Origin of the sequence: Bacillus sp. MYb56 (assembly GCF_002976445.1) — a bacterium.
GTDB classification, from domain to species: Bacteria; Bacillota; Bacilli; order Bacillales; family Bacillaceae_G; genus Bacillus_A; species Bacillus_A mycoides.
On sequence record NZ_PCOH01000014.1, the window covers coordinates 15,272 to 27,712 of the forward strand.

Here is a 12,441-nt window from a genome sequence, read left to right on the forward strand (position 1 = left end):
ATTTACGTCAAAAACCTTGACCTAATATATAAAGTTTATATTTTCTGAATTTTGATGGTTATTATTTTAATAAAACAAAATCCTTCACTCCATTTTTATTCTGCCTTCTCTCTAGCACACATATATATATAAAGATAGGTGGTGAACGCATGTCTAAAAAAATTCTCATTTTTTGTGATCCTGGAATCGACGATGCGATAGCCCTCCTCCTCGCATTCTTTATCGATGAAATTGAAATTGTTGGGATTGTCGCTGATTACGGCAATGTTCCAAAAGAAATGGCCGTGCAAAATGCTCATTTTCTTAAACAAAAATCAAGAAATAGAGATATGAAAATATTTGGTGGTTCAGACCGTCCTCTCAATGGAGGTCCACCCGCTTTTTTTACTAATATTCACGGTAAAGAAGGGTTAGGGCCAATCATCCCAAATGAAAAGTTACAAAACGGAGAAATGGAGAATTTTTTTGAAGTTATCCCTCTTATCGAGCAGTATAAAGACGAACTAATCATTGTAAGTTTAGGGCGACTCACTTCCCTAGCTGCTTTATTTATTTTATGTAAAAACTTAATGCAGCAAATTAAATCTTATTATGTAATGGGTGGTTCCTTTCTGTACCCAGGTAATGTAACTCCCGTATCAGAAGCGAATTTTTATGGCGATCCAATCGCGGCTAACATTGTATTACAATCTGCATCCAACATGTACATATACCTGTTAAATGTAACTCAGTATTCCATCGTTACACCTGATATGGCTGAATATATTGAGGCGAAAGGAAAGGCTTCTCTCGTCAAACCTCTATTCGATCATTACTACTATGGATATTACGAAAAAATTTTACCACAATTAAAAGGCTGCCCTTTTCATGACACGATACCGATATTAGCTTTACTTGATAATTCTATGTTTACCTACTACAAATCACCAATTACCGTCATGACCGAATCTTACGCTCAAGGAGCAAGCATCGGTGATTTCCGCTCTTTAGTAGGATCAAACCCATTCACCAATCGGCCCTCGCAGCAAATTGCTATCGATTCTGATTATAATCTCTTCTTTAAATACTTCATGTCACTTATGACAGACGAACAATTTTAGCAAAAAAAACAGACCGTGATTTCTCACGGTCTGTCGTTATTTTCTACAATTATCGTTTGATATTGTAGAAAGATTGTAAACCAGCGTAAACAGCGATTTCGCCTAGCTCGTCTTCGATACGTAATAATTGGTTGTACTTAGCAATACGGTCAGTACGGCTCATAGAACCAGTTTTGATTTGGCCAGCGTTAGTTGCAACTGCGATGTCAGCGATTGTAGCATCTTCAGTTTCACCAGAACGGTGAGATACAACTGCTGTGTAACCAGCACGTTTAGCCATTTCGATTGCTTCGAAAGTCTCAGTTAAAGTACCGATTTGGTTAACTTTAATTAAGATTGAGTTAGAGATACCTTTTTCGATACCTTCAGCAAGTTTTTGAGTGTTAGTTACGAATAAATCGTCACCAACTAATTGTACTTTATCACCGATACGCTCAGTTAATAATTTGTGACCATCCCAGTCGTTTTCGTCTAAACCATCTTCAATAGAGATGATTGGGAAGTCTTTGCAAAGCTCTTCGTAGAAATCAACCATTTCTGCAGAAGTTAAGCCAGTACGGCCTTCGCCTGCAAGGTCATATTTACCAGTTTCTTTGTTGTAGAACTCAGAAGAAGCAACGTCCATTCCTAAGAATACGTTCTCGCCAGCTTTGTAACCAGCTTTTTCGATAGCTTCGATGATTACTTCTAATGCTTCACGGTTAGAACCAAGGTTTGGAGCGAATCCACCTTCGTCACCTACTGCAGTGTTAAGACCTTTGTCATGTAATACAGCTTTAAGTGCATGGAATACTTCAGCACCCATACGGATTGATTCTTTGAATGTTGGAGCACCAACTGGTAAGATCATGAACTCTTGGAAGTCAACGTTGTTATCAGCGTGAGAACCACCGTTGATGATGTTCATCATTGGAGTTGGTAATTGTTTTGCATTGAATCCACCAAGGTAACGGTATAATGGAAGACCTACGAAGTCAGCTGCTGCGTGAGCTACTGCCATAGATACACCAAGGATAGCGTTAGCACCTAGTTTACCTTTGTTTGGAGTGCCATCTAATTCGATCATAGCACGGTCGATACCAGCTTGGTCAGTTACGTCGAAACCAACGATTTCTGGAGCGATTGCTTCGTTAACGTTGTTTACTGCGTTAAGAACACCTTTACCAAGGTAACGAGATTTGTCACCGTCACGTAATTCTACTGCTTCGTGCTCACCAGTAGATGCACCACTTGGTACGATAGCGCGTCCGAATGCGCCGCTTTCTGTGTAAACTTCTACTTCTACAGTTGGGTTACCACGAGAGTCAAGGACTTCGCGAGCATAAACATCAATAATTGTTGACATAATAAATTCTCTCCTTTTTATATAAGCAAATTATTTAATAATTGTTTTACCTGTCATTTCTTTCGGTTGTTCCACATTTAAAAGTGTAAGCATTGTTGGGGCGATATCTCCTAAAATACCACCTTCACGAAGCTCTACATCATTTTTTGTAACGATGAAAGGAACCGGGTTAGTTGTATGAGCTGTCATTGGTCCACCTTCAGCAGTTAACTCCTGATCGGCATTACCATGGTCAGCAGTAATAAGTGCTACACCATCTTTTGCAAGAATCGCTTCTACAACTTTTCCTAAACATTCGTCAGTTGCTTCTACTGCTTTAATTGTTGGTTCCATCATCCCAGAATGGCCAACCATATCACAGTTTGCAAAGTTAAGAATGATAACATCATGTTTATCATTTTCGATGTCATTTACTAAAGCGTCCGTTACTTCATAAATGCTCATTTCAGGTTTCAAGTCATATGTTGCAACCTTCGGTGAGTTAATTAAAATACGCTCTTCTCCTGGGAATTCAGCCTCACGACCACCGCTAAAGAAGAATGTAACGTGCGGATACTTTTCAGTTTCCGCGATGCGAAGTTGCTTTAATCCCGCTTGCGCAACAACTTCACCTAATGTGTTATCAAGGTTCATTGGCTTGAATGCCACGTAACCATCTACAGTTTCACTGAAATGTGTCATACAAACGAACTCAGGAATGTGAGGTACTTTTTCACCACGATCGAACTCACGGAAGTCTTCGTTTGTAAATACACGAGCAATTTGAATTGCACGGTCTGGACGGAAGTTATAGAAGATAACTGCATCATCATTATTGATTGTTGCAACTGGCGTGTCATCTTCGTTAACAATTACAGACGGCAATACGAATTCATCATGAATACCATTTGCATAAGAGTCTTCTACACACTCTTCTGCTGATTTATAAGTAGGGCCTTCACCATTCACCATAGCACGGTAACATTTTTCTACGCGATCCCAGCGCTTGTCACGGTCCATGGAGTAATAACGACCAGAGATAGTCGCGAATTGTCCTACTCCTGTTTCTTTAATTACTTCATTTGTTGCATCGATATAACCTTTTGCTGTTTGTGGTCCAACATCGCGGCCATCTAAGAATGCATGGATATATACTTTCTCCACGCCTTCTTTTGCTGCTAAGCGAAGAAGAGCAAACATATGGTTCATGTGACTGTGCACACCACCATCAGAAAGTAAACCGAATAAATGAAGAGCAGTACCTTTTTCTTTCACGCTTTTAATTGCATTTTGGAAAGTTTCGTTCTGATCGAACTCACCTTCACGAATTGCAACGTTTACGCGTGTTAAGCTTTGATATACGATGCGGCCAGCACCGATATTTAAGTGACCAACCTCTGAGTTACCCATTTGACCTGCTGGAAGACCTACTTCCTCACCAGAAGCTGTAAGCGTTGTGTGAGGGAATTTGTTCCAGTAACCATCAAAATTAGGTTTCTTAGCTTGTGCTACAGCATTCCCGTAAGTTTCTTCACGTAGTCCGAAACCATCAAGAATGATTAAAGCTGTTGGCTTTCTCATTTTACCGCCCCCAGAAGACCTAAGAACGAAGCAGGCTCTAAGCTAGCACCGCCAACTAAAGCGCCGTCGATGTCAGATTGTGCCATATACTCTTTAATGTTTTCTGGTTTTACGCTACCGCCGTATTGAATACGAACAGCTTCTGCAGCTTCTGGAGAAACAGCTTCTGCAACAACTTTACGGATGTGCGCACATACTTCATTTGCATCTGCAGAAGAAGAAGATTTACCTGTACCGATAGCCCAGATTGGCTCATAAGCGATAACAGTTACTTTAACTTGCTCTTCTGTTAAACCTGCAAGTGCTTTTGTTACTTGACCTGCTACTAGATCAAATGTTTTTCCGCTTTCGCGCTCTTCTAAAGTCTCACCACAACAAACGATTGGTGTTAAACCATGTTCAAATGCTGCAAGAGTCTTTTTATTTACTGACTCGTCTGTTTCAGCAAACATTTCACGACGCTCAGAGTGGCCAAGTACTACGTAGCCTACTTTTAAGTCGCTAAGTGCTACTGGGCTAATTTCGCCAGTGAATGCACCATTTTTTTCGAAGTGCATGTTTTGTGCACCTACTTGTAAGTCAGTTCCTTCAGCCTTTGCTACTAAGCGCTCTAAGAATAGAGCTGGCGAACAAACTACTGCATCAACAGCTGAAGCTGCTGGGATTTGACCTTTAACTTCCTCTACGAAGCTAACTGCTTCAGATAGAGTTTTATTCATTTTCCAGTTACCTGCGATAATTGGTTTACGCATGCTTTGCACCGTCCTTTTTCTTTGGCTGCTACTTATTTGTCGTTAAGACAAACTACACCTGGAAGTTCTTTACCTTCCATGAATTCTAATGACGCACCGCCGCCAGTAGAAATGTGGCTCATTTTATCAGCCATACCGAATTTTTCAACAGCTGCTGCAGAGTCACCACCGCCGATAACAGAGTATGTATCTTCTGCATCTGCTAATGCTTGCCCTACTGCTTTTGTACCTTCTGCGAATGGAGTCATTTCGAATACACCCATTGGTCCATTCCATACAACAAGCTTAGAGTTTTTAATTACATCTGCATAAATTTCACGTGTTTTAGGACCGATGTCCACGCCTTCCCATGTAGAAGGGATAGAGTCGATACCAACGATTTGAGTTGTTGCAGTTTCAGAGAATTCCTCTGTGATTACAACATCAACTGGCATATAGAAGTTTACGCCTTTTTCTTTTGCAAGTTGCATAAATTCTTTAGCTAGTTCAATTTTGTCGTTTTCACATAGAGATAGACCAATTTCATGACCTAATGCTTTAACGAATGTGTAAGCAAGTCCGCCACCGATGATTAAGTTATCTACTTTGTCTAATAGATGACGAATTACACCGATTTTATCTTTTACTTTCGCACCACCGATGATAGCTGTGAATGGACGTTCTGGGTTAGAAAGTGCTTTACCTAATACATCTAACTCTTTTTCCATTAATAAACCAGATACTGCTGGTAGGTAGTCTGCGATTCCTGCTGTAGAAGCGTGAGCACGGTGAGCTGCACCGAATGCATCGTTTACGAAGATATCAGCAAGAGCTGCAAATTCTTTCGCAAGTTCTGCATCGTTCTTTTCTTCGCCCGCATAGAAACGTACGTTTTCAAGAACTAATACGTCGCCTTCGTTCATTGCTGCAACCATTTCTTGTGCAACTGGTCCGAATGCTTCGTCCGCTTTTTTAACATCTTTACCAAGAAGCTCGCCTAAACGTGCTGCTACTGGAGTAAGACGTAATTCTTCTACTGCTTGACCTTTTGGACGGCCTAAATGACTTGCTAAAATTACTTTCGCACCTTGCTCTATTAAATATTGAATTGTAGGAAGAGCTGCACGGATACGAGTTTCATCTGTAATTTTGCCTTCTTTCATAGGTACGTTGAAATCAACGCGGCAAAATACACGCTTACCTTTTAAATCTACGTCACGAATTGATTTTTTGTTCATTGGATTTCCCTCCGACTACTAGTTAGGATTGACAAAACCCATTCAAAAGCTTAACACATTTGCTTCTAAAACGAAAGAAGAGAGAGAGGGAACAAACCCTCTCCCTCGTTTTGTCATTGATTGCTTATATACTTAAGAATTAAAGACCTTTAGAAGTCATGTATGCAGCTAGGTCTACTACGCGGTTAGAGTAACCAGTTTCGTTATCGTACCAAGAAAGTACTTTAACCATGTTACCTTCCATTACCATTGTAGATAATGCATCGATTGTAGAAGAAGCTGTACATCCGTTATAGTCGATAGATACTAATGGCTCTTCGCTGTATCCAAGGATACCTTTTAATTCGCCTTCAGAAGCTGCTTTGAATGCTGCGTTTACATCTTCAACTGTTACTTCTTTGTCAAGTTCAACAACTAAGTCAACAAGAGAAACGTTAGCAGTTGGAACACGTACAGCGCCGCCGTTTAATTTACCTTTAAGTTCTGGTAATACTAATGCTACAGCTTTAGCAGCACCAGTAGATGTTGGGATCATGTTTTCAGCTGCTGCACGAGCACGACGTAAATCTTTGTGTGGTAAGTCTAAGATTTGTTGGTCGTTAGTGTAAGAGTGAATTGTTGTCATCATTCCGCGTTTTACGCCGAATTTTTCGTTTAATACTTTAGCGAATGGAGCTAGACAGTTTGTAGTACAAGAAGCATTAGATACTACATTGTGGTTAGCTGCATCGTATTGTTCGTGGTTAACACCCATAACTACAGTGATATCTTCGTCAGAAGCTGGAGCTGAGATGATAACTTTCTTAACTGATCCACCTAAGTGTTTCTCAGCGTCTGATTTTTTAGTGAAACGGCCAGTAGATTCTACTACTACTTCTACTCCGTAGTCGCTCCATGGTAATTGAGCTGGGTCACGCTCAGCGATAACTTTAATTTCTTTACCGTTAACAACGATGCTGTTTTCGTTAGCAGATACTTCTGCATTTAAAGTTCCGTGAACTGTATCATATTTTAAAAGGTGAGCTAATGTTTTAGCATCTGTTAAGTCGTTGATTGCTACTACTTCTACCTCAGAGTTGTTAAGAGCTGCGCGGAATACGTTACGTCCGATACGTCCAAATCCATTAATACCAATTTTAGTCATTTAAATTTCCTCCTTGGGGGATTATATTAAAGGGTAATACCCTTTGTTAATTGTTTTGCTGCACCTTCATCTGTAATTAGAATTGAAGTGTGCCCTTGCTTTATTACAGCCTGTATTGCTTTTGCTTTTGAAGAACCTCCAGCGACTGCGACAACGTGAGATACATGTTGTAAATCTTCAAGTTGCATACCAACTGTTCTTACTTTATGAACAACATTTCCTTGTTCATTAAAGTAGTAACCGAAAGCTTCGCCAACTGCTTCGCTTGCCTGAATCTTTAACCAATCTGCTTCTGAAGTATTTCTGCGACGTGCCATTGTTAACGCATCACCAATTCCATGAATGACGATATTGGAAGATCGAATCAACTCAAGAACTTCTTTCACGGAGGGCTCTGTTACAATAGACGCATATGCTTCGCTACTAACGTGATCTGGAACATACAATAAGCGATAATTACTCATCGTATTTTGTGCCATTTTGGCGCAAATGGTATTGGCTTCTAACTCGACACCTTCTCCAATTCCACCACGTGCTGGGACAAATAGCATATGTAAATCTTTGCAATCAAGTTGCATCATGTCCGCAGCAGCAGCTAGCGTAGTTCCTCCAGCCACAGCAACGATATTATTCACTGTCAGACGGTCTTTTATACAAGTCACACAAGCACGGCCCATCTCCAGTTTGACCCAAGGTGATTCATCACTATCACCAGGGACAACGAAAACTTCATCCAAGTCTAATGTTTCCTTAAGTTGTTTTTCTAAAACCTTTAACCCGGAAATTTCTTTCATAAAGTCTTCCAAAGCAAGAACTAAAGCTGTTCCTTCTTCTGTCAAAGTCATTCCAGAAGAAGCGACGTGAACTAAGTTTTGTTCTTTCAAAACTTGAACTTCACTTCGCAATACTCGTTCTGTCATACCGAGACTTGCAGATAAGTTTCTTCTTCCAATCGGCTGCATAAGCCTAATGTACTGAAGCACTTGCATTCTCGTTTGCATAACAGGTAGCAGATCAGGTAATAATTTTTTTGTGTTCTGAATCCATGAGCGCATATCTTTTCTCCTCACTACATCGGTTCATTTCCCTTCGTGGTCACTTTATGTCCCATAGTGACATTTTCCGTCCCACTTAGGTTAAAAAAATAATCCCTGCTACGTGTATTATTGTAACAGGAGACAGAAACTTATTCAACTCTTAACTGCATTGTTTATATAGTTTATTATGACACCTTTGTGAATGTTACCATATTCTACTTGTCTTCCGCCTATTTCTACAACAGGAATCATTAGATGGTATTTCTCTAAAAGGTCATTATCTTCATATATATCTATTTCCTCAATTTGAAAAGAATATTCATATTGTACTTCTTTTAAAACTTGTTTCGCCTTCACGCAAAGACCACAATCTTTTTTTGTATATAGTACAACCTTCATCTTCTTCACCTATCCAATTGTTTTTCTTAGAGACGAAGCAGGAATATGCATTTGTTCTCTATACTTCGCAACCGTTCTTCGAGAAATAACGATTTCATGCTCTTCTTCTAATAATTTTGAAATCTTTTGATCCGAAAGTGGCTTTTTCTTATTTTCTGCTCCAACAAGCGTTTGAATGAATTGTTTCACACGCTTTGTAGAAACCGCCTCATCTTCCGTCGTAGAAATAGAATTACTAAAGAACGATTTCATCTCAAATAAACCGTGCGGCGTTTGCACATATTTATTACGCGTTGCACGACTAATTGTAGACTCATGCACACCTAACTCTTCCGCCACCTCTTTTAAAGCAAGTGGTTTTAAATACTCTGGACCTCCCCAGAAGAAATCATGCTGTTTTTCCATAATAATATTCATCACTTGTAAGAGTGTTTGTTTTCTCTGTTTCAAACTGCGCATAATCCATTGCACATGCTGATACTTCTCCGATACGTAAGAAGCCACTTCACTTTCACTATTATTTAGTAACGCACTATACTCAGAGTGAATTTCAATTCTTGGCATATTTCTCTCATTCATCTGTAAAACGAGATGATCGCCATCTTTTTTCACCGCCATATCAGGCACAATATAAAGTGGTTTATCAGAAGAAAATGCAAGACCTGGTTTCGGCTGCAATGATGTAATACAGTTCACCGCATCCTGTAATTCCTCGTTGGTACACTTCAACACTTGAACGAGCTTTCGCCAATCTTTCTTAACGAAATAATTAAAATGATCATCTATAATTTCTTCCGCTAACCCATTTCTTCTTTGTAAGCGCTTCAATTGGATTGATAGACATTCCTGAATATTACGCGCACCTACCCCTGCTGGCTCTAACGATTGAACAAGCTCCACGGAACAGTCCACTACATCAATTGGCGCAGAAAGAAGCTCTGATAACTCTTCATTTGTTTCTTGTAAATAGCCATTTCCATCCATGTTCATAATAATGAAAGAAGCTGCTTTTCGCTCTTCTTCATCTATTTTATAATACTGTAGTTGATTTAATAAATGTTGCTGAATCGTTGTAGAATCCACACTGTAGATTTCCATTTGATTCTCGACTTGTTTGCGGGTACTTTTACTTGTGTTAGAGCTCTTTTTCTTCTCCCTCTCAAAACCACCTAACTCAATAAGGGGATTCTCTAACGATTGCTCATACAAAAACTCCGATAATTCTTGTACATTATACTGGAGCATTGTAATCGCTTGCCTTAACTCTTGTGTCATTGCCAAACGTAAGCTTTGTTCTTGTAAAAGACTTGCCTTCAAACTAATCTCCCCCTTGTTTCTATTGTACAATAAGTTTGGTAAAAGGAGAATCCTCACGCAGACACCCATTCCAAAATATTATTAATTTATATGTATTAATGAGATTTACATCTTACAACCGAAATTTGAATAATATTGAAAGAAAATAATAGCGCAATAAAAATTATTACCACATACTAATAGTAAATCTTATTATCAGATATAACAAGTGATAATAAAAAAAGGTCTGAACTTATACTTGTAAGTTCAGACCTTTTTTTACAATGGCGAGTACATATCGAATATTACACGTTTCTTCACCATTGTCGCATTTTCATTTGATAGATTAATTCCGTTCGTATCCTCTACGAGTACCACACGCACCAAATTCACAGCGTTGCGATTTGCTATAAAGATACTTTCTTGTTTATCTGCTTTGTGTAATTTTCGAATTGTGACTTGGATTACCTCTGAGTTATTTTTCCAGGGTCTATTCGTACAAGTGAACAACATTTATGACATGTACTTTTTACTTAACTGCAATAAATACCTAGCGATGCCGTTATCTTATAAACTTCATTGAAATTTTCATCTTCCATGAAGACCTCCATGATTTCAGGTATTCCTTTTGCATACGCAACTAACATTTCGAATGCATCATCTTTCGTTATCTTGTGACGAGTCACACTACTGTTGTGATGTTCCATCGTTACATAATAGACCTTTTCTCCGCACTCCTCTTCTTCAATACATGTAAGAAACGATTTTATTTCAAATAGCTTGCGAGAACCTTTTTTCATTCTTCTTCTCCTTCATAACGGTCAAGAAAGTCCGATAATGCCAACGAAAGATGATCACTTTTATTAAACTTCAGCTTACTGGCAAAGACGGCTAGCCTGCCCCTATTGCTTTGTGAATCACTACTATCTTACGTGTCATATCTTCGTTCAGCAACTTAACAATACGCTTGTGCAATATATCTCGTTACAATTTCTTTTAGTGCTAAAATCTGTTCTGATTTGAATTGCATTTCACTCTTTAATTCTTTTCATAACGAAAAACCCCCTATACACGATTATTTCTAATCACATACAAGGGGTTTCTTTAGATTTACTATTAATTTTCAACACGTTCTTCACGCTATTATGTGCTATTTACTCAATACTTTTAAATAGAACACATCACAACAACAATACATAACGCGCCCAGAGGGATTCGAACCCCCGGCAGACGTGGTACCGGAAACCACCGCTCTATCCGACTGAGCTATGGGCGCATGAGATTATGATAATATCAACGGTTTGCTTCCGTCTTCTTCCGATTTGTTCTTACCGAAAGTTAAACGTAGGATACGAACACCAACACGTAGACGTTCGCTTCTTTACATATGGATATTATATCCTGACGCTAACCTAATACGCAAGCATAAAAACCTCTTCTACACTAGCTTTAGCGCGCAGTTTTCCTTCTTTCGTTCCCCCTTAATCTACTTAAATCGAAATAGAACGCATATAGGCTCATAACTTCATCATATTAAATCTAATCGTCTAGAATTACATCTCTCGGCATCGCACTTTTCGCATATAATCTATAAAAAAAAGACAGGCGAAGTGATGCCCGCCCATCTCCGCACTATTTTATATATTTTGATCGCAGGCTAAATATATCTTCCCCTTCACGAATGCCTGCCGATCCCTTCCTCACATTTTTTACGACAGTCCAATTCGGGTTAGTTTCATCACCGATGTTCTGTACTGTAAAGTTGCCGTCACCATATTCTCGGTGACCTTCTGCCAATTTCTCCGTTAAATCATTCTCTTTTGATCTCACCATCTTTGCGCCATCTCCCTTTTTATACAACCCTCTTAAACTGTCCAACCGATCACACGTCCAGTCAATTGGAGATCCTCGTTTTCCGCTTAGATTAATTTTAACACACTGTCGGGGGTAAGTTCCGATAACGGCTGCCCAATCGCATTAGAAACGTTATTTTCTTTGATAGTAGAAACTCGGCGAGGATTGGGTAAAAGACAATTCGCTGGGCTACGTCAGGACTTCGCGAGAGATCAACCCCCTGATTTAAAAATCACAAATACTATCTCTAAGGGACTTCTGCGACGGCTCAGCGGGGTGGCTTGGAGGGTTCGGAAAATTTTCGTTTGGGTTGGCTTGTGGTGAATAGCGTATTCATTTTGATGAATGACGAATACAACATAAATGACTTTTGTTACTTTCGACTTTCTCTTCTAAACGTTGATTTAAAAGAATTCGCAAGACTTTCGATGAACAAAACAATTCGTAAATGTTTTATGCATTAAAAGAAACATTGATTTAATAACGTTCTTCTTTCGTGAATGACTTCGATTGAATGAATAAGATAATGAAGATATTATTTTTTTAAAACTGGACACATCCTTTTTTTACTATACAAGAAAATTTTATTTTAAATTGAAAATAACTACAAGAATAGAAATATATATATTTTATCGATGTGTTTTTTGTGAATAATTAGAAATTTAACCTCATGTAATTTTCAGTTACTTTTTAATCTTCAACAGGTAACATACCTACATCATGAATTACATATCATC

Annotated in this window: 11 protein-coding genes and 1 tRNA gene; 1 reads left to right on the forward strand and 11 read right to left on the reverse strand. The window is 38.9% G+C overall.

What is annotated here, in order from left to right:
• Positions 1-149 precede the first annotated feature (149 nt).
• Complete coding sequence (locus CQ058_RS17295) at positions 150-1,100, forward strand: nucleoside hydrolase (RefSeq protein ID WP_105589894.1); 951 nt, start codon at positions 150-152, stop codon at positions 1,098-1,100.
• A gap of 49 nt (positions 1,101-1,149) precedes the next feature.
• Here CQ058_RS17295 and eno read toward each other — a convergent pair whose 3' ends face one another.
• The 11 genes from eno to CQ058_RS17350 form a co-directional block, all read right to left on the reverse strand.
• A complete protein-coding gene (gene eno / locus CQ058_RS17300; RefSeq protein ID WP_002034740.1) occupies positions 1,150-2,445 on the reverse strand; it encodes a phosphopyruvate hydratase in 1,296 nt (431 codons plus the stop codon).
• A gap of 30 nt (positions 2,446-2,475) precedes the next feature.
• Positions 2,476-4,005, reverse strand: a complete 1,530-nt coding sequence (gene gpmI, locus CQ058_RS17305) for a 2,3-bisphosphoglycerate-independent phosphoglycerate mutase (protein WP_002129880.1) — start codon at positions 4,003-4,005, stop codon at positions 2,476-2,478.
• Positions 4,002-4,757, reverse strand: coding sequence for a triose-phosphate isomerase (gene tpiA / locus CQ058_RS17310; protein WP_002016069.1), 756 nt, complete (start codon positions 4,755-4,757; stop codon positions 4,002-4,004). The genes gpmI and tpiA overlap by 4 nt, the downstream gene beginning before the upstream one ends.
• Before the next feature lie 32 nt (positions 4,758-4,789).
• The gene (locus tag CQ058_RS17315) at positions 4,790-5,974 is read right to left on the reverse strand and encodes a phosphoglycerate kinase (protein ID WP_002016070.1); all 1,185 of its coding nucleotides are present in this window, start codon (positions 5,972-5,974) and stop codon (positions 4,790-4,792) included.
• Positions 5,975-6,113: 139 nt separating this feature from the next.
• Positions 6,114-7,118 (reverse strand): type I glyceraldehyde-3-phosphate dehydrogenase, encoded by a 1,005-nt coding sequence (gap, locus tag CQ058_RS17320; RefSeq protein WP_002016071.1) that lies wholly within the window; start codon positions 7,116-7,118, stop codon positions 6,114-6,116.
• Between the two features lie 26 nt (positions 7,119-7,144).
• Positions 7,145-8,173, reverse strand: coding sequence for a gapA transcriptional regulator CggR (cggR, locus tag CQ058_RS17325; RefSeq protein ID WP_002089545.1), 1,029 nt, complete (start codon positions 8,171-8,173; stop codon positions 7,145-7,147).
• A gap of 135 nt (positions 8,174-8,308) precedes the next feature.
• Positions 8,309-8,554, reverse strand: a complete 246-nt coding sequence (locus CQ058_RS17330; protein WP_002089547.1) for a glutaredoxin family protein — start codon at positions 8,552-8,554, stop codon at positions 8,309-8,311.
• A 9-nt stretch (positions 8,555-8,563) separates the two neighbouring features.
• The gene (gene rpoN, locus CQ058_RS17335; protein ID WP_002016074.1) at positions 8,564-9,871 is read right to left on the reverse strand and encodes an RNA polymerase factor sigma-54; all 1,308 of its coding nucleotides are present in this window, start codon (positions 9,869-9,871) and stop codon (positions 8,564-8,566) included.
• A 512-nt stretch (positions 9,872-10,383) separates the two neighbouring features.
• On the reverse strand, positions 10,384-10,650 hold the full coding sequence (locus CQ058_RS17340) for a hypothetical protein (RefSeq protein WP_002143723.1): 267 nt from the start codon (positions 10,648-10,650) through the stop codon (positions 10,384-10,386).
• Between the two features lie 400 nt (positions 10,651-11,050).
• A tRNA-Arg gene (locus CQ058_RS17345) sits at positions 11,051-11,126 on the reverse strand.
• Positions 11,127-11,482: 356 nt separating this feature from the next.
• On the reverse strand, positions 11,483-11,683 hold the full coding sequence (locus tag CQ058_RS17350; RefSeq protein ID WP_002129884.1) for a hypothetical protein: 201 nt from the start codon (positions 11,681-11,683) through the stop codon (positions 11,483-11,485).
• Positions 11,684-12,441: the final 758 nt, after the last annotated feature.

Coding starts and splice junctions, on each gene's coding strand:
- CQ058_RS17350 (WP_002129884.1), bottom strand. CDS start 11,683: ATGGTGAGATCAAAAGAGAATGATTTAACGGAGAAATTGGCAGAAGGT.
- gap (WP_002016071.1), bottom strand. CDS start 7,118: ATGACTAAAATTGGTATTAATGGATTTGGACGTATCGGACGTAACGTA.
- CQ058_RS17330 (WP_002089547.1), bottom strand. CDS start 8,554: ATGAAGGTTGTACTATATACAAAAAAAGATTGTGGTCTTTGCGTGAAG.
- CQ058_RS17340 (WP_002143723.1), bottom strand. CDS start 10,650: ATGAAAAAAGGTTCTCGCAAGCTATTTGAAATAAAATCGTTTCTTACA.
- CQ058_RS17315 (WP_002016070.1), bottom strand. CDS start 5,974: ATGAACAAAAAATCAATTCGTGACGTAGATTTAAAAGGTAAGCGTGTA.
- cggR (WP_002089545.1), bottom strand. CDS start 8,173: ATGCGCTCATGGATTCAGAACACAAAAAAATTATTACCTGATCTGCTA.
- gpmI (WP_002129880.1), bottom strand. CDS start 4,005: ATGAGAAAGCCAACAGCTTTAATCATTCTTGATGGTTTCGGACTACGT.
- tpiA (WP_002016069.1), bottom strand. CDS start 4,757: ATGCGTAAACCAATTATCGCAGGTAACTGGAAAATGAATAAAACTCTA.
- eno (WP_002034740.1), bottom strand. CDS start 2,445: ATGTCAACAATTATTGATGTTTATGCTCGCGAAGTCCTTGACTCTCGT.
- CQ058_RS17295 (WP_105589894.1), top strand. CDS start 150: ATGTCTAAAAAAATTCTCATTTTTTGTGATCCTGGAATCGACGATGCG.